Here is a 19,922-nt window from a genome sequence, read left to right on the forward strand (position 1 = left end):
GCGGGCGTCGGCCCGGTCCCCCCGTCCGCCCGCCGGCCACCTGGACTGACCCACCCCCTACGCTAACGGCCGGTCCCCCCGCGGGGGACCGGCCGTTCGCGTGTCCGGCGGATCAGGTCACTTGGTCTGGACGCTGATCGTCGAGGTGCCCACCAGCAGGCCGCCCTTGACCGCGTCGGTCTTGAACGTCGAGTCCAGCAGCGCAGCGGCCTCCGGCGAGATCTTCACCTGGGTGCCCTGCAGGACGGTGTTGCCGTTCGCGTCCTGGGTCGGGGCGCCCAGGTCCTTGCCGTTGAGGTCGAACAGCGGGGCGCTGGGCGCGGCGAGCTGACCGTTGACGGTCACGTTGCCGAACAGCCGCGCCGGCTTGCCCGGGTCGATGGTGAAGTCGCTCAGCTCGACGGTGGTGCCGCCCGCCGTCAGGCTCAGGCCGCTGCCCTCGTGGAAGAGCACGCCCTGCACCCAGGGGCGGTAGCCGCTGGCCTTGTCGTACACGGTGACCGTGCCGCCGGTGATCGGGAAGCTGATCGACCCGCCGGTCAGCGTCGCGGTGCCGACCGTGCCCGGGGTGAGGCCCAGGCTGGTGAGGGCGTCGGTGAAGCCGGCGTCCAGCGCGACCGCGGTGCTGCCGCCCGTGACGGCCGGCACGGTGGCGACCGGGTCCGGGCGGCTGGTGCTGGAGGTCGCGGCGGCCGGGGCCACCCCGTTGTCGTCGCTGCTGCCGCAGGCGGCCAGGCCCAGTCCGGCGCTGACGGCCAGCGCGGCGGCGAGGGTGGTGCGGGCGGCGGCGGTGCGGATGCTCATCGGAACTCCCAGTCGCTGTGCGGATGTGCTGTCGACCGGGGTTCGTCGTGCACGACCGGATCGGTTCACTCCTTTCTCGACCGATCTCCGGACCGCGCCCGGAACGAGCCCGTAACGCGGACCCGTCACCATCTGCGGCCATGCGCATCGACGTCGCCAGCACGCTGGCCCTCACCTCCCCCGTGCCGGCGACCGCGCTGCTGCAGGTCGCCCTCGCCGCCCCGGCCGGGGAGCAGCTCGTCGTCCGCACCGACGGCGTGCCGGTCGAGCCGGAGGAGATCGCCGTCCCCGGCGCGCGGGTGCACCGGCTGCAGCTGCCCGCCGGCGAGACCACCGTGGAGTACCGCGGGCACCTAGCGACCGGGGGTGCGCCGCAGCCGGTCACGCCCGCGGACTGGGCGGAGTTCGTCCGGCCCAGCCGGTACTGCCCCTCGGACCAGCTGGAGGGCTACGCGACCACCGAGTTCGACCGCTCGCTGCCGCGGGCCGAGCTGGTCGCGGGCGTGGCCGCCTGGGTGCACGACCGGCTCGTCTACACCGCCGGCGCGAGCCGGCCGGTCGACACCGCCGTCGACACCCTGCTGCTCGGGCAGGGCGTCTGCCGCGACTACGCGCACCTGACGATCACCCTGCTGCGGGCGCTGGAGGTGCCGGCCCGGCTGGTCGCCGTCTACGCGCCGGGGCTCTCGCCGATGGACTTCCACGCCGTCGTCGAGGCCGACGTCGACGGCGAGTGGCGGACGGTCGACGCGACCCGGCTGGCACCCACGTCGTCGCTGGCCCGGATCTGCTCCGGCCGGGACGCCGCCGACACCGCGTTCCTGTCGCTGTTCGGGGGCCGGGCGCAGTTCAGCTCGATGACCGTCACCGCCACCGTCGACGGCGCCCTCCCCGCCCCTGACGACACCCCCTTCCCCCTCCCCTGACCCCTCCTCCGGTCCCCCGCTCGAACTCGGGCCGGTTTCTCGCTCGAACTCGGGCCGGTTCCTCGCGAGAAACCGGGGGGACGGCGGGTGGCGGTGAGGTGACGCTTCGTGCCGGAGCGCCGGGGGCAGCGGGCGGGACGGCGGTGACCGGACCCGCGCAGTGACCCAGGTCATACCTTCCGGCTCGCCGAGGAGAGGCCGGAGGAGCACCGGCGTCCGCGGCAGCAGACCGAGGAGGTCCGGGTGCCCGTCGTCCCGATGAAGGAGCTGCTCGACCGGGCGCTCGCGGACCGCTACGGCGTCGGGGCGTTCAACGTCGTCAACGACCTCAGCATCGAGGCGGTGCTCGCCGCCGCGGTCGAGGAGCAGGCGCCGGTCATCCTGCAGACCTCGGTGAAGACGGTCCGGCAGTACGGGCGCGACCAGCTGTTCGGCATCTTCGCCGCACTCGTGCGCGACGTGCCGGTGCCGGTGACCCTGCACCTGGACCACTGCCCCGAGCGGTCGGTGATCAGCGACTGCCTTGCCGGCGGCTGGAACTCGGTGCTGTTCGACGCGCACGAGCTCGACGTGGCCGAGAACCTGCGGCAGACCCAGGAGGTGGTCGCCGAGGCCCGGCGGGTCGGCGCGCACGTCGAGGGCGAGATCGAGGGCATCCAGGGCGTCGAGGACGGCGTCGGCTCCGACGAGGCCTCGGCCCGGCAGAGCCTCGACGTCGCCGTCGACTTCATCCGGCAGACCGGCGTGGACTGCTTCGCCCCGGCCATCGGCAACGCGCACGGCCAGTACAAGGCGGCGCCGCAGCTGGACGCCCAGCGGGTGTCGGACCTGGTCGAGGCCACCGGCGTGCCGATGGCGCTGCACGGCGGCACGGGGCTGTCCGACGAGCAGTTCACCGACCTCATCGCCCGCGGCTGCGCCAAGGTCAACATCTCCACCGCGCTCAAGGAGGCCTACCTCAAGTCGGGCCTCGAGCACCTGGAGGAGGCCCGCGCCAAGGACAAGTGGGACCCCCCGAGCCTGTTCCGCGCCCAGCGGGCGGCCGTGGTGGAGATGGCCCGGCAGCACATCCGGCTCTTCGGCGGCTCGGGACGTGCCTGGTGACGGCGCTCGTGTTCGACTGCGACGGCGTCCTCGCCGACACCGAGCGGCACGGCCACCTGCCGGCGTTCAACCAGACCTTCGAGCACGTCGGGCTGCCGGTGCGCTGGAGCGAGGACGACTACGCGGAGAAGCTGCGGATCGGTGGCGGCAAGGAGCGGATGGCCAGCCTGTTCGCCGATCCGGACGTCGTGCGCGCGGCCGGCGTCCCCGACGACGCGGACGCGCGTACCCAGCTGCTCGCCGAGTGGCACCGGTACAAGACGGCGCGGTTCACCGAGCTGGTGGCCGCCGGCGCGATCCCGACCCGGCCGGGGATCGCCCGGGTGATCGGCGGTGCGCTGGACGCCGGCTGGACGGTCGCGGTCGCCTCGACGTCGGCGGAGGAGTCGGTGCGCGCGGTGCTGGAGCACGCGGTCGGCCCGGAGACGGCCGCCCGGGTGCCGCTGTTCGCCGGCGACGTGGTGCCGGCGAAGAAGCCCGACCCGGCGATCTACCGGCTCGCCGTCGAGCAGCTGGGGCTCGACCCGGCGGACACGCTCGTCGTCGAGGACTCCCGCAACGGGCTGCTCGCCGCCACCCGCGCCGGGCTGCGCTGCCTGGTCACCGTCAACGGCTACACCCGCGACGAGGACTTCGGCGAGGCGGTGCTGGTCGTCTCCGAGCTCGGCGACCCCGGCCGGCCGCCGATCGAGGTGCTGGCCGACCGCGGCGGCGTGGACCCCGGCCCGCTCGTCACCCTCGACGACCTCCGCGCGTGCCTGGCGGCGCCGGACCGCGGACCCGTGCAGGAACCAGCTGGAGGAGGGCCCGGATGAGCGCGGCACAGGAGCGGGTGGAGCTCGTCGTCCGGACGGTCGCGGAGACCGCCGTCGAGAACGAGCAGTACTTCGGCGAGCTGGACTCCGTCGTCGGCGACGGCGACTTCGGCTACTCGCTGGCCCGCGGCTTCGAGAAGCTGCTCGAGGGCTGGGACGCCCTGGACCGCACCGACCCCGGCACCTTCCTCAAGAAGGCCGGCATCGTGATCAGCTCGCGGATCGGCGGCACCTCGGGCCCGCTGTGGGGCACGGCGTTCCTGCGGGCCGGCGCCACGGCCGGCGACACCGCCGACCTCGACGGCGCGCGGGTGGTGGCCATGCTGCGCGCCGCCGCCGAGGGCATCGCCGCCCGCGGGCAGGCGGAGCTCGGCGACAAGACGCTGCTGGACGCGCTGGTGCCGTTCACCGACCGGCTGGAGCAGGAGCTGCAGGGCGGCGCGGACGCCGGGACGGCGCTCACCGCGGCGGCCGGCACGGCCCGCGAGGCCGCCGAGGCGACGGCCGGGCTGGTCGCCAAGCGGGGGCGCGCCGCCTACACCGGCGAGCGCAGCAGGGGCTCGGTCGACGCCGGCGCGACGGCGGTGGCCGTGATCACCGATCGGGTCAGCAGGGCCTGGCAGACACAGGGAGCGTCGTCATGAAGAAGTTCGTCAACGACCCCAAGGACTACGTGCCGGAGATGCTGGAGGGGATCGCGCTGGCGAACCCCGACACGCTCCGCTACGTCCCCGAGTACAACCTGATCATGCGCGCCGACGCGCCGCGCGAGGACAAGGTGTCGATCGTCCAGGGCTCCGGCTCGGGGCACGAGCCGGCGCACGTGATGGTGGTCGGCCGCGGCATGCTGGACGGCGCCTGCCCCGGCGACGTGTTCGCCGCGCCCCCGATGGACTACGTCTACGAGACGGCGAAGCTGCTGGCCTCCCCCAAGGGCGTGCTGCTGCTGGTGAACAACTACACCGGCGACCGGATGGCCTTCGACATGGGCCGCGAGATGGCCGAGGCCGAGGGCATCAAGGTGCAGGTGCTCACCATCGACGACGACGTCGCGGTCAAGGACTCCACGTACACGGTCGGCCGCCGCGGCGTGGCCGGGAACTTCTTCGTCATGAAGGCGGTCGGTGCGGCCGCCGAGCAGGGCGCCGAGCTCGACGAGCTGGTGCGGATCGGCCGGCACGTCAACGAGGTGACCCGCACGATGGGCGTCGCGCTCACCGCCTGCACCCCGCCGGCGAAGGGGTCGCCGCTGTTCGAGCTGGGTCCCGACGAGATGGAGGTCGGCGTCGGCATCCACGGCGAGCCCGGCCGCGAGCGGCGGGCGCTGGCCCGCGCCGACGAGATCGTCGACGACCTCCTCGAGTCGGTCGTCACCGACCTGCCCTACGCGTCCGGCGACCGGGTCGCGCTGATGGTCAACGGCCTGGGCGGCACGCCGATCAGCGAGCTGTACATCCTCTACCGGCGGGCGCACCAGCAGCTGGCCGAGCGGGGCATCACGGTGGGCCGCAGCTACGTCGGCGAGTACTGCACGTCGCTGGACATGGCCGGCGCCTCGCTCACCCTCACCCGCCTGGACGACGAGCTGGAGCGCCTGCTCGCCGCCCCCGCCGAGGTCGCCGTCCGCGTCTTCTAGCGTCGTCCCCCGCTTTCGGCGCCGAAACTGCCCCCGCTCTCGGCGCCGAAAGTGCGCCCGGTTTCGGCGCCGGGAGCGGGTCAGGAGGGTTCGGAGGCGCCGCCGGGTGAGCGGCGGCGCAGCTCCTCGGGCACCAGCTCGACGAGCTCCTCCGGCAGCACCGGCAGGTCGAGCAGCGAGAGCTTGACCCGGCTGCGGTCGGCGGCCACCGAGCCGTCGAGGCGGACCAGCAGCCCGGCGTCCGCGCGGCTGGTGACGTGCAGCTCGTCGCCGGGACCCAGCCGCCCGCGCACCAGCCCGTCGACCTCGAGCGCCGGCCGGCCGCCGTTGGGCGGGATCTCCAGCCGCAGCGGCTCGCCCGGGCCGAGCACCACGGTGCGGTCGATGCCGTTGAGCGGTGCGGACGGCGTCACGAGCACGCCGGCCGCACCGGGTGACATGACCGGCCCGCCGGCCGCGTAGTTGTAGGCCGTCGAGCCCATCGGCGTGGCCACGATGAGCGCGTCGCTGCGGTAGTGCCCGTAGCGCCGCCCGGCCACCGCCATGGTGGCGTCCACCATGCCCTCGCCGGGCACCCGGGCGAGCACCACGTCGTTGAAGGCGACCGTCTCCTCGACCGCGCCGGTGACCACCAGGCAGCTGCGCGGCTCGACCGTCGAGCGGCCCTCGGCGAGCGCGGTGAGCGCGGAGTCCAGCTCCTGCCCCTCCACCTCGGCGAGGAAGCCGAGCCGGCCGAAGTTCACCCCGAGCACCGGCACCGGCTGCCGCCAGACCAGCCGCATCGCACCGAGCAGGGTGCCGTCACCGCCCAGGGCGATGATCGCGTCGGAACCGGCGGACAGCTCCTCGACGTCCACCGGGCGGACGCCGCGCAGCCCGAGCCGGGCCACGTCCTCGGCGGCCGCGACCAGGTCGACGCCGTGCGCGGACGTCCAGGCGGCGACCTGACCGGCCGCGCCGGAGCAGTCCCGCGAGGGGTGCAGGACCAGCCCGATCCGGCTGGAGTTGCGCACCGGTCAGCCCCGGCCGGTCTGCGTCGTCGCACCCACACCCGGATCCTGCGCCATGGCCGGGAACGGTGTCAGCACCGGGTCAGCCGCGGTAGGTCTCCAGCAGCCGCAGCCAGACCTCGCTGATCGTCGGGTAGGACGGGACGGCGTGCCACAGCCGGCTCAGCGGCACCTCGCCGACGATCGCGATCGTCGCCGAGTGCAGCAGCTCGGTCACGCCCGGGCCGACGAACGTCAGGCCGAGCAGCACCTCCCGCTCGGTGTCGACCACGGCGACCGCCGTCCCGGAGTAGCCGTCGGCGAACACCGCCGCGCCGGCGACGTTGCCGATCTCGTACTCCACGACCCGGTGCGGCAGGCCGGCCTCGGCCGCCTCCGCGGCGGTCATGCCGACGGCGCCGATGGGCGGGTCGGTGAACACCACGCTGGGCGTGGCCAGCCGGTCGGCGGTGGCGACGAACGGCGACCAGTCGCCGAGGTCGACCTGCTCGCCGCGGGCCCGGGCGACGATCGCGTTGCCCGCCTGGCGCGCCTGGTACTTGCCCATGTGGGTGAGCTGGCGCCGGGCGTTGACGTCACCCACGCCGTACAGCCAGTCGGTGCCCGGCACCCGCATCGACTCGTCGACGTCCAGGTACTCGCCCGGGGTCAGGCCGACGGTGTCCAGGCCCAGCTCCTCGGTGTTCGCCGCCCGGCCGGTCGCGACCAGCACCTGGTCGCCGCGCAGCTCCGCCTCGTCGACGGTGAGCACCACCTCGTCGCCGTCCCGGCGCGCGGCCTGCACGTCGACCCCGAGCCGCACGTCGACCCCGAGCTCCTTGAGCGACGCGAGCACCGTGTCGCCGGCGACCGGCTCCAGCGCCGGCAGCAGCCGGTCACCGCGCTGCAGCAGGGTGACCGTCGTGCCCAGCTGCGCCCACGCCGTGGCCAGCTCGCAGCCGACGTAGCCGCCGCCGACGACCAGCAGCCGGCCGGGTGCGGCCTGCGCGCTGGTGGCCTCCTTCGGCGTCCACGGGCGGACGTCGGTCAGCCCCTCGACCGGCGGGACGGCGGCCCGCGAGCCGGTGCAGACCGCCACCGCGTGCCGCGCGACCAGCGTCTGCTCGCTGCCGTCGGGGAGGGTGACGACGACCCGCTTCTCCCCCGCCAGCCGGGCGCGGCCGCGGACCAGCCCGATGCCGGCGCCGTCGACCCACTGCACCTGGCTGGAGTCGTCCCAGTGGTGGGTCATGCCGTTGCGGCGCTCGAGGGTGGCGGCGACGTCCTGCTGCCCGGTGACCGCGGCCGCCGCGCCCTGCACGGCGCGGGCCTGGCCGAGCACCTCGCTGCCGCGCAGCAGCGTCTTCGACGGCATGCACGCCCAGTAGGAGCACTCCCCACCGACCAGCGCGCTCTCGACCAGCACCGTCGACAGCCCGCCGCGGACGGCGATGTCGGCGACGTTCTCACCGGTCGAGCCCGCACCGATGACGACGACGTCCCAGCTCTTCTCCTCAGAGGCCATGCCGCGCATTGTGGTCGACTGACCCCCGTGCCCGTCGATGCCGCCTCCTTCGCCGCCGCGCTGCGCCAGTACGCCGCCGGGGTCGTGCTGCTGACCGTGCGGGACGACATCGACGACGTCGGGACGACGGTGACCTCGTTCGTGAGCGTGTCCGCCGACCCGCCGCTGGTGGCGGTGGGCCTGGCCGCCGACGGCTACCCGGCCGAGGTGCTCCAGGCGATCGGCTCGTGCGGGATCTCGGTGCTCGGCGCCGGGCAGGCGATCCTGGCCAGCCGGTTCGCCTCCGCCGGCCGGCCCAGCGCGCGGCACCTGCTGGAGTCGGTCCCCTGGCAGCGGGGCGCCGTCAGCGGCGCGATCCTGCTCGACGGCGCGCCGGCCGCGCTGGACTGCACGGTGCACGCGGTGGTCGAGGCCGGCGACCACGTCCTGGTGCTGCTGCAGGTCGAGGACGTGCCGGTGCTCGCCGACGGCGACCCGCTGGTGCGGCTGCGCGGTCGGTTCACCGACGCGGCGGGTGCACCGCTGCGCCGGATCTGAACCCGTGTGTCACATCCGCGGCGCCGGCGGTGCTGTAGGGGTGTGGACGTCGTCGGGCAGGTACGGATCCCCGCAGTGCGCACCACCGCCGGCGGGAGGGCGGTGGTGAGCGGGGACGCCGTCCGGCCCGACCTCGAGCAGGTGTTCCGCGCCGGCTACCCGCGGGTGGTCGCCGTCGCCGCCCGGGTGCTCGGCTCCCGCGACGAGGCCGAGGACGTCGCCCAGGAGGTCTTCCTCGCCTTCGGGCGCACCACCGTGCCGGCCGACGAGGCGCCGCAGTGGCTGTCGGTGGCCGCGGCGCACACCGCGCTCAACCACCTCCGGTCCGGCCGCCGCCGCACGGCCCGGGAGCAGGCGGTCACCGATCCCGACCCGGTCACCCCCGACGTCGCCGACGACGTCGTCACCCGCGAGGAGCGCCGCCGCGTGCGGGCGGCGCTGTCCCGACTCCCCCGCAAGCAGGCGGTCGCGCTGGTGCTCCGGCACAGCGGCCTGAGCTACGCCGACGTGGCCGCCGCCCTCGACCTCTCCCCCGGCAGCGTCGGCACCACCGTCCGCCGCGCCGAGTCCGCCCTGCGCAAGGAGCTGAGCACCGATGCTGTTCGGAACTGACCGCCACCCCACCGAGGGCACCCTGCGCCGGCTGGTCGACGACCCGGCCGGGGTGGCCGACGCCGACCGGGCCCACGTCGCCGACTGCCCGGTCTGCCTGGCCGGCGTCGCTGCCGCCCAGGACGACGCCCGCGCGGTCGCCACCGCCCTGACCACCGACGTCACGGCCACCGACGTCTCCCCCGACGTCGACCGGGCGTGGGCGCGGCTGCGCACCTCGACCGCCCCGGCCCCCGCCGCCGCCCCCCGGGCGCGGCGCCGCCGGGTCCGCGCACCGCTGGCGGCCGCCGTCGGCGCGGCCGTCGTCCTCGGCGGTGCCGGGGTCGCGGCGGCCGCCGACTGGCTGCCGGTCTTCCGCACCGAGCAGGTCGCGCCGGTGCAGGTGCGGACCGCCGACCTGGTGGCCCTGCCGGACCTGTCCGCCTACGGCGACCTCCGGGTGCTCAGCGAGCCCGACGTCCGCACCGTCGGGTCCGCGGCCGCCGCCGAGGACGCCGCCGGTCTCGACCTGCCCCAGGTCCGCGCGCTGCCCGGTGGCGTGACCGGCGACCCGGAGTACTCCGTGGGCGACCAGGTCGTCGCCGAGTTCACCTTCTCCGCGGCGAAGGCGGCCACCGCGGCCGGTGCGGGTGCCCCGCCGGTGCCGGCCGGGCTGGACGGCAGCACGTTCCGGCTGACCGCGGGCCCCGGTGTCGCCCAGACCTGGCGCGGCGGCGCGAGCGGTGCCCCCGCGCTGGTCGTCGCCCGGGTCACCGCGCCGACCGCGTTCTCCGACGGCGTCCCGTTCGACACCGCCCGCGACTACCTGCTGTCGCTGCCGGGGCTGCCCGCGGACCTCGCCGCCCAGCTGCGCGGGTTCACCGCCGACGGCACCACGCTGCCGCTGCCGGTGCCCGCGGACCTGGCGACCACCTCGACCACCGAGGTCGACGGCCACTCCGCGACCGTCGTCGCCACCCGCGACGGCAGCGTGACCGGCGTCGTGTGGGTCGCCGACGGCGTCGTCACCGCGGTCGGCGGCAGCCTCAGCGAGGACGAGGTGCTCGCCGTCGCCCGGGACCTGCGCTGACCGTGTCCACCACCGCCGCCACCCCCGAGGAGCTGCTCGCCGGGCTGCCGCCGTCGCCGGCGGTCTGGTGCTCCGGCCTGCGCAAGCGGTACGGGAAGCGGACCGCGGTCGACGGGGTCGGGTTCACCGTCGGTCGCGGCGAGGTGGTCGGCCTGCTCGGCCCCAACGGCGCCGGCAAGACCAGCGTGATCAAGATGCTGCTCGGGCTGGTCCGGCCGGACGCCGGTGAGGTGATGCTGCTGGGCCGCCCGGGCACCGACCCCCGCTCCCGGCAGCGGGTCGGCTACCTGCCCGAGCTGTTCCGGTACCAGCCCTGGCTGACCGCCGCCGAGGTGCTCGCGCTGCACGTCCGGCTGGCCGGGGTGCGGGTCGGTGAGGCCGAGCAGCGGGACCGGCTGGCGCTGGTGGGGCTCGGCGAGCGGGCCGGTGACCGGGTGGGCGGCTTCTCCAAGGGCATGCAGCAGCGGCTGGGCCTGGCGGTCGCGCTGGTGGCCCGGCCGGAGCTCGTCGTCCTGGACGAGCCGACCAGCGCGCTGGACCCGCTGGGCCGGGCCGACGTCCGCGACATCGTGCTCGCGCTCAAGGCCGACGGGGTCGCCGTGCTGCTCAACTCGCACCTGATCGGTGAGGTCGAGCGGGTCTGCGACCGGGTGGTGGTGCTCGACCGCGGCCAGGTCGCCGCCGCCGGCACGCTCGCCGAGCTGCTCGGCCGGCGCGAGCTGCGGCTGCGCCTGGGCGGGCTGACCGCCGCCGCCGAGAGCCGGCTCGCGGCCACCGGCGCGGTCGGCCGGGACGGCGAGTGGCTGACCGTCGCCCTGCCCGCCGAGGACGACGGGACGTCGGTGCCCGACCTGGTCGCCGACCTGGTGGCGCTCGGGGTGCGGGTGCACGCCGTGGAGCCCGCCCGGATCACCCTGGAGGAGAAGTTGCTGAGCGTGCTGCGGCACGAGGACCAGGCATGAGCGCCGTCGCCGCGGACGGGGCCACCGGCAGCCGGTCGCCGGGCGTGGTGCTGACCATGGCCGCGCTGACCCTGCGCGAGGCCGGCCGGCGGAAGGTGCTGCGGGCCCTGGCCGGGCTCACCGTCGTGCTGCTGGGCCTGTCGGCGTGGGGCTTCGCGAAGCTGGCCGGGGTCGAGACCGACGCCGGCACCCTCACCAGCGGGGAGGCCAAGCTGGTCGCCTCCCAGGTGCTCAACCTGGTGATGTTCGGCTACAGCCTGATCGCGGCGCTGGGCACCGCGTTCCTCGCCGGGCCGACGCTCGCCGGCGAGGTGGAGTCGGGCATGGCGCTGTCGCTGCTGGCCCGGCCGGTGCGCCGCGCGACGGTGCTGCTGGGCAAGTGGCTCGGGCTGGTCGTGTTCGGCAGCGTGTTCGTCGTGCTCGCCGGGCTCGCCCAGTTCGCCGTCGTCCGGGCGACCGTCGGCTACTGGCCGCCCGACCCGGTCGTCGGGCTGCTGCTGCTCGCCGCGCAGACCACCGTGCTGCTCACCCTGGGCCTGCTGCTGTCGACCGTGATCTCCCCGATGGCGTCGGGCATCGTCGCCGTCGGGCTGTTCGGCGCCACCTGGGTCGCGGGCGTGGTGGGCGGCGTCGGCGACGCGATCGACAACGAGAGCGTGACCCGGGTGGGCACCGTCTCGCGGATGCTGCTGCCCACCGACGGGCTGTGGCGTGGCGCGATGCACGCCTTCCAGGACCCCGGCGCGCTCACCCAGATCGGCGAGGGCGGCGAGGCGTTCCCGTTCCTCAGCACCACGTCGCTGAGCGCGGTGTACCTGGTCTGGGTCGCCGTGTGGGTGTTGATGGTCGGCGGGCTCGCCGCACTGTCGTTCACCCGCCGCGACGTCTGAGGGCCAGCGCCTCCGGGTCGACCCGGTCGCCGTCCGGCTCAACCCTCGGCACCTGCAGCTGAGCCGTGTCACGGCGCGGCTCCACGTCGGCCCACCCGGGTCAACCCGGTCGCCGTCCGGGTCGAGCCGGTCCGGGGAGGGTCGACCCGCGTGCGCACGCGGCTCGACCCCGCCGGACGCGGGTCGACCCGGGCGCGGAACGCGGTCGTCATCCGGCGCGACTAGCGTCGTCGTCGATGAGCACCGCCCTGCCCGCCCCGACCGCCTCCGCCGTCAACCGCGCCCTGGTCCGCGCCGAACGCGGCGTCTCCCTGGACGCCACCGAGGCCGAGACGCTGCTGCACGCCCGCGGCCTCGGCGAGGGCGAGCCCCTCGACCGGCTGCTCACCGCCGCCGGCCGGGTCCGCGACGCCGGCCTCGCCTCGGCGGGCCGCCCCGGGGTGGTCACCTACAGCCGCAAGGTCTTCATCCCGCTCACCCACCTGTGCCGCGACCGCTGCCACTACTGCACGTTCGTGACCACGCCCGGCCAGCTGCGCGCCGAGGGCAAGGCCCCGTTCCTGTCGCCGGACGAGGTGCTCGACATCGCCCGCGCCGGCGCCGCGCTCGGCTGCAAGGAGGCGCTGTTCACCCTCGGCGACCGCCCCGAGGACCGCTGGCCGGTCGCCGCCGAGTGGCTGGAGGCGCACGGCTTCGACTCGACGCTGGGCTACCTGCGGGCGATGGCGATCCGGGTGCTGGAGGAGACCGGGCTGCTGCCGCACCTCAACCCCGGCGTGCTGTCGTGGGAGGAGGTCCAGCGGCTCAAGCCGGTCGCCGCCTCGATGGGGATGATGCTGGAGACGACGGCCACCCGGCTCTGGTCGGAGAAGGGCGGCCCGCACTTCGGCAGCCCCGACAAGGAGCCCGCCGTCCGGCTGCGGATGCTCGAGGACGCCGGCCGCTCCGCCGTCCCGTTCACCACCGGCGTGCTGCTGGGCATCGGCGAGGACTACGCCGAGCGGGTCGACGCGATCATGCAGATCCGGGCGTCGGCGCGCCGGCACCAGCACGTGCAGGAGGTCATCGTCCAGAACTTCCGGGCCAAGCCCCGGACGGCGATGGCCGCGCACGACGACCTGGGGCTGCAGGAGTACGTCGCCGCGGTGGCGGTGAGCCGGCTGCTGCTGGGCCCGAAGATGCGCGTCCAGGCGCCGCCGAACCTGTCGGACACCACCGAGCTGGGGCTGCTGCTGCGCGCCGGCGTCGACGACTGGGGCGGTGTCAGCCCGCTGACCCCCGACCACGTCAACCCCGAGCGGCCCTGGCCGAACATCGACAAGCTGGCCCAGCTCACCGCCGACGCCGGGTTCACCCTGCGCGAGCGGCTGGCCGCCCAGCCGCCGTACGTCACCCAGCCCGAGCCGTGGCTCGACCCGCGGGTGCGCCCGCACGTGTCCGCGCTTGCCGGCGACGACGGGCTGGCCGTCGAGGGCCGCCTGCCGGTCGGCCTGCCCTGGCAGGAGCCGGACGAGGCCTGGACCGTGCGCGGGACGGGGACCGGTCGGGTCGACCTGCACGTGGAGGTCGACACCGTCGGGCGCACCGGCGACCGGCGCAGCGACTTCGACGCCGTCTACGGCGACTGGGCGGAGCTGCGCGAGGCGACCACCGGCGCCCGCGACGGCCGGTCGACCGCGCTGGCCACCGGCGACCCGGAGGTGCGGGCCGCGCTGCGGCACGCCGAGGCCGACCCGGCCGGGCTCTCCGACGCCGAGTACCTCGCGCTGCTGGGCGCCGACGGCGAGGACCTGGCGGCGCTCGCGGCGCTCGCCGACGGCTACCGCCGGCAGGTCAACGGCGACCCGGTCACCTACGTGGTGAACCGGAACATCAACTTCACCAACGTCTGCTACACCGGCTGCCGGTTCTGCGCGTTCGCCCAGCGGCGCACCGACGCCGACGCCTACACGCTGTCGATGCAGCAGGTCGGCGACCGGGTCGACGAGGCGTGGGCCGGCGGGGCGACCGAGATCTGCATGCAGGGCGGCATCCACCCCGACCTGCCCGGCACCGCGTACTTCGACCTGGCGCAGGAGGTGAAGTCGCGTCGTCCGGACATCCACCTGCACGCGTTCTCGCCAATGGAGGTCGTCAACGGCGCGGCCCGGACGGGCCTCAGCTTCCGCGACTTCCTGACCGCGGCGAAGGAGGCCGGTGTCGACAGCCTGCCCGGCACGGCGGCGGAGATCCTCGACGACGACGTCCGCTGGGTGCTCACGAAGGGCAAGCTGCCCAGCGCCACCTGGCTGGAGATCGTCGGGACGGCGCACGAGGTGGGCCTGCCGACGACCTCGACGATGATGTACGGCCACGTCGACACCCCCGCCCACTGGGTCGCGCACCTGCGCACGCTCGCCGCGCTGCAGGACCGGACCGGCGGCTTCCGCGAGTTCGTGCTGCTGCCGTTCGTGCACCACAACGCGCCGATCTACCTGGCCGGCGTGGCCCGGCCGGGCCCGACGAACCGGGAGAACCGGGCGGTGCACGCCGTGGCCCGGCTGCTGCTGCACGGCCGGATCGACAACATCCAGACCTCGTGGGTGAAGCTCGGCGACACCGGCACCCAGGCGATGCTGGACGGCGGCGCCAACGACCTGGGCGGCACGCTGATGGAGGAGACGATCAGCCGGATGGCCGGGTCGGGCAACGGGTCGCTGAAGACCATCGCCGAGCTCGAGGCGATGGCCGCCGCGATCGGCCGGCCGGCCCGCCAGCGCACCACCGACTACGGCATTCCTTCCCCCGAGCGGATGGCCACGGCACGATCGGAGGAGGGCCGCCGCGCCCTGACCCTCAGGCTGGTCTGAGCGGAGTGCCAGGGCGCCGATCCCGCTCCTTGGCACTCCGCTGGCTACCGTCGTCGGGGTGACCCCGGACCGCCGTCCCGCGCCGGCTGCGTTCGGCCCGGCTGCGTTCGACTCGCGCCGGGTGGCCCCGCCGGTCCGGCTGGACCTCTGGGAGCGGGCGACCGCCCGGTTCCTGGTACCCATGCGGATCAGCGCCGCGGGCCGGTCGATCGTGGGCGTGATCGCGGCCCGGTCGACCGGCGGCGTCAGCGTGTGCCGGCTGTCGGCGACCCCGCACACCGCGGTGCGCGGCAGCACGCTGGCCGGCGGCCCCGGCGCGGGCCACTACAAGGTGGCGGTCGGGCTGCACGGCCGGTCGGCGGTCACCCAGCACGGCCGCCGGGTGGCCCTGGGCCCGGGCGACGTCACCGTCTACGACACCTCCGAGGAGTACGGCGTCAGCAGCGACGTGCCGTTCGGGCTGCTCGTCGTCCTGCTCCCGCACGACGCGCTGGACGCCGGCCGCGACGCGGTCGCCCGGGTGGCGGCCACCCGGCTGACCGGCGACGAGCTGCCCGCCGTGCGCCGGCAGCTGGTCCGGGCGGCGCCGGACGGCGGCGCCGGGGTGCCGACCGAGCAGGTGCTGGCGGCGGTCGCCCGGCTGGTCCGCGCGGCGGAGCCGGTCCGGCTGACCGGCCCGCGGGACGCCGGCGCGCTGCGCGCCCGCGCGAAGGAGCTCATCGGCGAGCGGCTGGCCGACCCGGAGCTCGACCCGGACCGGGTCGCCGCCGTCCTGGGCGTCTCCCGCCGCTACCTCTACGCCCTGCTCGACGCCGAGGTCGGCCCGGTCGCCCGGTACATCCGCACGCTGCGGCTGGAGCGCGCCCGCGACCTGCTGACCGCGCCCGACGCCCGGGACCGCCCGGTCGCCGACGTCGCGGTCGAGTGCGGGCTGCCCGACCCGGCGCACTTCAGCCGGCTGTTCCGGGCGGCCTACGGGGTGCCGCCGGCCGCGTACCGCCGCGGGGCGCCGCCGTCCTGAGGCCCGGGACCGGGCCTCGGGACGGCGGGGCGATCAGTCCCGGCCGGCGACCGAGAGCACGACCGCGGCCGGCTCGTCGCCCTCGGGCTGCCGCTTCTCCTCCACCGTCAGCACGCCCTCGACCGCCGACACCCGCTGGGTGGTGAACGGCTCCTGCGGGGTGCGGTCCACGCCGAAGCGGAAGACGTCGGGCCGCGCGTAGTGGCCGGCGCCGTCGGCGAAGTACTTGGCGAACGCGATCACGCCCAGGTCCAGCTCGGCATAGACGATCGCCTCGTCGTCCCGGTGCGGCTCGGCGAGCCAGCGGCCGTCCGGGCCGATGAACCCGGTCATGCCGCCGCCCACGGTTGGCGCGTCCGGGCCCTCGGGGACGCCGAGCCGCTCGACGATCTCCTCGCTGATCCGGCCCTGGACGACGATGACGTAGGTCTGCGCGCAGATGGCGTGCGCGGCCGACAGGGTCTGCGAGTAGTGGTCGAAGTTGCCGGCGTTCGGGTCGGCGTGGGTGGCGCTGATCGCCGGCCACGCGGCCACGTGGACCTGCTCGCCCAGCGCGGCCAGCGCGTACCGGTTGAGGTCCATGCTGTGCTCGAAGCAGATCAGCCCGCCGGCCCGGGCGAAGCCGGTGTCGACGACGAACACGTCGCGGCCGTCGCCGCGGCCCCAGACGGTCCGCTCGGCGTTGGTGGGGTGCAGCTTGCGGTGCCGGGCGACGAGCTCGCCGGTGGGCGAGAACCAGGCCTGGGTGTTGTAGAGCGTCCCGCCCTCCTTCTCGTTCAGCCCCATGACCACCCAGGTGCCGGCGTCGCGGGCCGCCTGGCCGAGCGCGCGGGAGGCGTCGCTGGGCAGCTCGACGGCGTTGGCGTACAGCTCGGCGAAGAACGGCGCCGCGTACTTGGTCGTGTGCGACCAGATCCAGTAGGGGTACCCGGGGAGGAACGTCTCGGGGAACGCGACGAGCTTCGCGCCGGCCCGGCCGGCCTCGCGGATGAACTCGCACGCCTTCGCGACGCCGGCCTGCAGGTCCAGGAACGGTGCCGCGGCGTGCACTGCCGCGACCTTCACGATCGATGAGGTGTTCGCCATGCCGGCACGCTAGGGAGCGGCGGCCGCGGGCACTTGGACATCCGTGCACGGCCCCCGCCCCGGGACCTGCGCGTGCCCGTACCGTGCGGCGCATGGCCGACCCGGCACCGGACTCCTGGCACCAGCCGCTGCGGCACGTCCGCGGCGGCGACCTCTCCGGTGACACCGGCCAGACACCGGGGATGACCCGCCGGGAGGCCGTGTCGGCGCGGACGGTCGGCTCGCAGCGGGTCTGGATGGGCCAGACGCACGTCGCGTCGCGGACGTCGTCCGGCGACCACCACCACGGTGACTCCGAGACCGCCATCTACGTCGTCTCCGGCAACCCGGTGTTCGTGTTCGCCGAGGACGGCGTCGAGGTGCGGCTGGAGACCTCCCCCGGCGACTACGTGTTCGTGCCGCCGTTCACCCCGCACCGCGAGGAGAACCCCGGCGCGGAGGAGGCGGTGGTGGTGATCGCCCGCAGCAGCCAGGAGGCGATCGTGGTCAACCTGCCCGGGCTGACCTGACCGTTCAGCCGAGCCACCGCACCATCCCGAGCGAGCCGGGTGCGGTGTCGCTGAACCCGTGCCGGGCGTACAGCCGCCGTCCGGGCGGATCGGCCAGCAGGCTGACGTAGGCGCCCGGCGGGGCCGCCTCACGGATGCGCTCGAGCAGCCGGGTGAGCACCGCGTCACCCAGCCCGCGCCGCTGGTGCTCGGGCAGCACCGCCATGTCGACGACGTGGAAGCACCAGCCGCCGTCGCCGACCACCCGGCCCATCGCGACCGCTGTCCCCTCGTGGACCACGGAGACCGCGGCCCAGCTGCCCGGCAGCGCCGCGGCTGCCTGCTCCGCGGTCACCGGCGACAGCCCGGCGCGTTCCCGGAGGGCGACGTACTCGCCGGCCGGAGGCGGGACGTCGCGCAGCTCGTAGCCCTCGGGGATCACCCGGTGATCATGCCGCGTGTCGGGCGAGCCGCGTCCCGTCAGGCGGTCCAGCGGGACGGCGTGCGGCGGGACTCGGTGCCGGCGACCGTGCGCTCCCAGGCCAGGCGCAGCGTCCCGACCAGCGGGCCGACGGCGTCCACGGCGGCGGTGAACGGCAGCCGCAGCCACCGGTCGGCGGTGCCGTCGACGGTGAACCGCGGCCCGGGCGTCACCCGCAGCCCCAGGTCGAGCGCGTGCGCGGCCAGCCGGGTGGACCCGGGCACGGGCAGGTGCACCCACAGGGCGGCGCCCGCACGCGGCCTGGTCACCCGCCAACCGGGCAGCTCCCGGGCCAGCGCGTCGAGCAGCGCGTCCCGCCCGGCCCGCAGCATCGCCACCCGCTCGGCGACCAGCACGTCGGCCTGCGCGAGCAGCCGGGCGGCCACCAGCTGCTCGAGCACCGGGCTGCCCAGGTCGACGGTGCCGCGCACCTGCGCGATCCGGGACAGCAGCTCCGGCTCGGCCCGCACCCAACCGATCCGCAGGCCGGCCCAGAACGCCTTGCCCATCGAGCCGAGGGTGACCACCCGCCGGTCGAGGGTGGCCAGCCGCGGCGGCGGGGGGCCCTCGAGCACCAGGTCGGCGAACGTCTCGTCGACCGCGACCACCGGGACGTCGAGCGCGGCCAGCAGCGCCCGGCGCTGCGCGGCGTCGGCCAGCAGGCCGGTCGGGTTCTGCCCGTCGGGGGTCAGGTGGACGACGTCGGCCCGGGCCGGCGGCAGCTCCCAGCCGTCGGCGCCCACCGGCAGCGCCACCGCCCGCAGGTGGTGGGCGGCGACCGCGTCGAGCACCGCCGGGTAGGTCGGCTGCTCGACCAGGGCCCGCTGCCCGGGCCGGGTGACCGTCTGCAGCAGCAGGTTCCAGCCCGACAGCGCCCCGCTGGTCACCAGCACCTGGTCGGGCTCGGTGGGCAGCCCGCGCGCGGACAGGAAGGAGGCGATCGCCGTTCGCAGGACCGGCAGGCCGTACGGGTGCAGCCCGTGCCCGGCCAGCAGCGGCGGCAGGTCGGCGGTCGCCGCGGCGACCGCGGCCAGCAGCTGCCGGGGTGCGGGCAGCGCGGCCACCGTGAGGTCCTGGACGACGGCCGGCTCCCCCGGGTCGGTGTCCGGGCGCACCGGCGCGGAGGCCGGCAGCGTGATCGTGCTGCCGGCCCCGGCGGCGCTGCGCACGTAGCCCTCGGCGCGCAGCACGTCGTAGGCGGCGCTCACCGTGGTGCGGCTGACCCCGAGGGCGAGCGCCAGCTGCCGCTCCGCGGGGATGCGGGTGCCGACCGGCAGCCGCCCGTCCAGCGCCAGACCCCGCACCCCGGCGGCGACGGCGCCGTACGCGGGCCCCTCGCCCAGCCAGGGGATCAGCAGCTCGGCGAGCCGGTCGGTGCGCACCGGGCCATCGTCCCCGACTTGGCCCTGTCGAGACAAGGCCAAACCCGCCAGGCTGTCGGCATGCGCGTGCTGCTCCCCGTGCCGGCCGACCGCCGTCCCGCCCGGTTCACCCTCCTCGCCGGCGGCCTGGTCGCCTACGGCGTCAGCGTCGGCCTCATGCTGCAGGCGGGCCTGGGGCTGATGCCCTGGAGCGTGCTGGACCAGGGGCTGTCGGAGACCTTCGGCCTGGAGGTCGGCACCTGGTCGATCATCATGGGCGTCGTCGTCCTGCTGCTCTGGATCCCGCTGCGCCGCCGGCCGGGGATCGGCACGATCAGCAACGTGCTGCTGGTCGGGCTGACCATCAACGCCACGCTCGCCGTGCTGCCGGAGGCGCACACTCTCGCCGTCCAGGTGCCGTTGCTGCTCGCCGGCGTGGTGCTCAACGGCATCGCCACCGGTGCCTACATCGGGGCGGGGCTCGGTCCCGGCCCGCGCGACGGGCTGACCACCGGGCTCGCCGAACGCGGGCTGTCGGTGCGCGTCGTGCGCACCGTCATCGAGGTCGGCGTGCTGGCGGTCGGCTGGCTGCTCGGCGGCGACGTCGGGGTCGGCACGGTGCTCTACGCGCTGGCCATCGGCCCGATCATGCACCGCACCGTGCCCGCCCTGCGGCTGCGCTCGCGGCCGGCGGTCGCATCGGCTCCCGCCACCGCCTGACGCCCCGAGCACCTCGGCAGCCCCACGGGCGACGGGGCTAGCGTGGG

General features: G+C 75.6%; 20 protein-coding genes. 14 read left to right on the plus strand and 6 right to left on the minus strand.

All coding sequences use genetic code 11. The annotated features are described in order from the left end of the window. Positions 1-117: 117 nt before the first annotated feature. On the minus strand, positions 118-804 hold the full coding sequence (locus AB0J00_RS08965; RefSeq protein ID WP_357743249.1) for a hypothetical protein: 687 nt from the start codon (positions 802-804) through the stop codon (positions 118-120). A gap of 140 nt (positions 805-944) precedes the next feature. Between AB0J00_RS08965 and AB0J00_RS08970 the strand changes: the two genes are divergently transcribed. From AB0J00_RS08970 to dhaK, 5 genes are all read left to right on the plus strand, one after another. Beyond that, the gene (locus AB0J00_RS08970) at positions 945-1,730 is read left to right on the plus strand and encodes a transglutaminase family protein (protein WP_357743251.1); all 786 of its coding nucleotides are present in this window, start codon (positions 945-947) and stop codon (positions 1,728-1,730) included. A 243-nt stretch (positions 1,731-1,973) separates the two neighbouring features. After that, positions 1,974-2,834: a class II fructose-bisphosphate aldolase gene (locus tag AB0J00_RS08975; RefSeq protein WP_357743253.1), complete on the plus strand. Its 861-nt coding sequence runs from the start codon at positions 1,974-1,976 to the stop codon at positions 2,832-2,834. Next, on the plus strand, positions 2,831-3,649 hold the full coding sequence (locus tag AB0J00_RS08980) for an HAD-IA family hydrolase (RefSeq protein WP_357743255.1): 819 nt from the start codon (positions 2,831-2,833) through the stop codon (positions 3,647-3,649). The genes AB0J00_RS08975 and AB0J00_RS08980 overlap by 4 nt, the downstream gene beginning before the upstream one ends. After that, positions 3,646-4,293: a dihydroxyacetone kinase subunit DhaL gene (gene dhaL, locus AB0J00_RS08985; RefSeq protein ID WP_357743257.1), complete on the plus strand. Its 648-nt coding sequence runs from the start codon at positions 3,646-3,648 to the stop codon at positions 4,291-4,293. The genes AB0J00_RS08980 and dhaL overlap by 4 nt, the downstream gene beginning before the upstream one ends. After that, positions 4,290-5,285: a dihydroxyacetone kinase subunit DhaK gene (gene dhaK, locus AB0J00_RS08990; protein ID WP_357743259.1), complete on the plus strand. Its 996-nt coding sequence runs from the start codon at positions 4,290-4,292 to the stop codon at positions 5,283-5,285. Before dhaL ends, dhaK begins: the two co-directional genes overlap by 4 nt. A gap of 80 nt (positions 5,286-5,365) precedes the next feature. Here dhaK and AB0J00_RS08995 read toward each other — a convergent pair whose 3' ends face one another. Both AB0J00_RS08995 and AB0J00_RS09000 read right to left on the minus strand, forming a co-directional pair. Beyond that, on the minus strand, positions 5,366-6,298 hold the full coding sequence (locus AB0J00_RS08995) for an NAD(+)/NADH kinase (protein WP_357743261.1): 933 nt from the start codon (positions 6,296-6,298) through the stop codon (positions 5,366-5,368). Positions 6,299-6,377: 79 nt separating this feature from the next. Continuing rightward, positions 6,378-7,799 (minus strand): NAD(P)/FAD-dependent oxidoreductase, encoded by a 1,422-nt coding sequence (locus tag AB0J00_RS09000; RefSeq protein WP_357743263.1) that lies wholly within the window; start codon positions 7,797-7,799, stop codon positions 6,378-6,380. A gap of 27 nt (positions 7,800-7,826) precedes the next feature. Here AB0J00_RS09000 and AB0J00_RS09005 point away from each other — a divergent pair, with 27 nt between their 5' ends. The 7 genes from AB0J00_RS09005 (at position 7,827) to AB0J00_RS09035 (ending at position 15,739) form a co-directional block, all read left to right on the plus strand. Beyond that, positions 7,827-8,336, plus strand: a complete 510-nt coding sequence (locus AB0J00_RS09005) for a flavin reductase family protein (RefSeq protein WP_357743264.1) — start codon at positions 7,827-7,829, stop codon at positions 8,334-8,336. 105 nt (positions 8,337-8,441) lie between these two features. Then, positions 8,442-8,948: a sigma-70 family RNA polymerase sigma factor gene (locus AB0J00_RS09010; RefSeq protein WP_357743266.1), complete on the plus strand. Its 507-nt coding sequence runs from the start codon at positions 8,442-8,444 to the stop codon at positions 8,946-8,948. Further along, positions 8,932-10,017 carry a hypothetical protein gene (locus AB0J00_RS09015; protein WP_357743268.1) on the plus strand — a complete coding sequence of 362 codons (1,086 nt, stop codon included), beginning with the start codon at positions 8,932-8,934 and terminating at the stop codon, positions 10,015-10,017. Before AB0J00_RS09010 ends, AB0J00_RS09015 begins: the two co-directional genes overlap by 17 nt. Before the next feature lie 2 nt (positions 10,018-10,019). Further along, positions 10,020-10,979 carry an ABC transporter ATP-binding protein gene (locus AB0J00_RS09020; protein WP_357743270.1) on the plus strand — a complete coding sequence of 320 codons (960 nt, stop codon included), beginning with the start codon at positions 10,020-10,022 and terminating at the stop codon, positions 10,977-10,979. After that, positions 10,976-11,869: an ABC transporter permease gene (locus AB0J00_RS09025; RefSeq protein WP_357743271.1), complete on the plus strand. Its 894-nt coding sequence runs from the start codon at positions 10,976-10,978 to the stop codon at positions 11,867-11,869. Before AB0J00_RS09020 ends, AB0J00_RS09025 begins: the two co-directional genes overlap by 4 nt. A gap of 236 nt (positions 11,870-12,105) precedes the next feature. After that, positions 12,106-14,718 (plus strand): bifunctional FO biosynthesis protein CofGH, encoded by a 2,613-nt coding sequence (locus AB0J00_RS09030; protein ID WP_357743273.1) that lies wholly within the window; start codon positions 12,106-12,108, stop codon positions 14,716-14,718. A 58-nt stretch (positions 14,719-14,776) separates the two neighbouring features. Then, complete coding sequence (locus AB0J00_RS09035) at positions 14,777-15,739, plus strand: helix-turn-helix domain-containing protein (protein WP_357743275.1); 963 nt, start codon at positions 14,777-14,779, stop codon at positions 15,737-15,739. 33 nt (positions 15,740-15,772) lie between these two features. On the opposite strand, the gene AB0J00_RS09040 is transcribed toward AB0J00_RS09035, so the two are convergent. Then, complete coding sequence (locus tag AB0J00_RS09040) at positions 15,773-16,825, minus strand: carbon-nitrogen hydrolase family protein (protein WP_357743277.1); 1,053 nt, start codon at positions 16,823-16,825, stop codon at positions 15,773-15,775. 92 nt (positions 16,826-16,917) lie between these two features. Here AB0J00_RS09040 and AB0J00_RS09045 point away from each other — a divergent pair, with 92 nt between their 5' ends. Next, complete coding sequence (locus AB0J00_RS09045; RefSeq protein ID WP_357743279.1) at positions 16,918-17,334, plus strand: cupin domain-containing protein; 417 nt, start codon at positions 16,918-16,920, stop codon at positions 17,332-17,334. A gap of 4 nt (positions 17,335-17,338) precedes the next feature. Here AB0J00_RS09045 and AB0J00_RS09050 read toward each other — a convergent pair whose 3' ends face one another. Together AB0J00_RS09050 and AB0J00_RS09055 are read right to left on the minus strand one after the other, a co-directional pair. Next, the gene (locus AB0J00_RS09050; RefSeq protein ID WP_357743281.1) at positions 17,339-17,755 is read right to left on the minus strand and encodes a GNAT family N-acetyltransferase; all 417 of its coding nucleotides are present in this window, start codon (positions 17,753-17,755) and stop codon (positions 17,339-17,341) included. Between the two features lie 38 nt (positions 17,756-17,793). Further along, entirely contained in the window at positions 17,794-19,176 is a 1,383-nt protein-coding gene (locus AB0J00_RS09055) for a PLP-dependent aminotransferase family protein (protein WP_357743283.1), read from the minus strand. Positions 19,177-19,236: 60 nt separating this feature from the next. On the opposite strand from AB0J00_RS09055, the gene AB0J00_RS09060 reads away from it, so the two are divergent. After that, positions 19,237-19,875, plus strand: a complete 639-nt coding sequence (locus AB0J00_RS09060) for a hypothetical protein (protein ID WP_357743285.1) — start codon at positions 19,237-19,239, stop codon at positions 19,873-19,875. The last annotated feature ends 47 nt before the right edge of the window (positions 19,876-19,922 follow it).

Source organism: Modestobacter sp. NPDC049651 (assembly GCF_040659695.1).
Classification (GTDB): Bacteria; Actinomycetota; Actinomycetes; order Mycobacteriales; family Geodermatophilaceae; genus Modestobacter.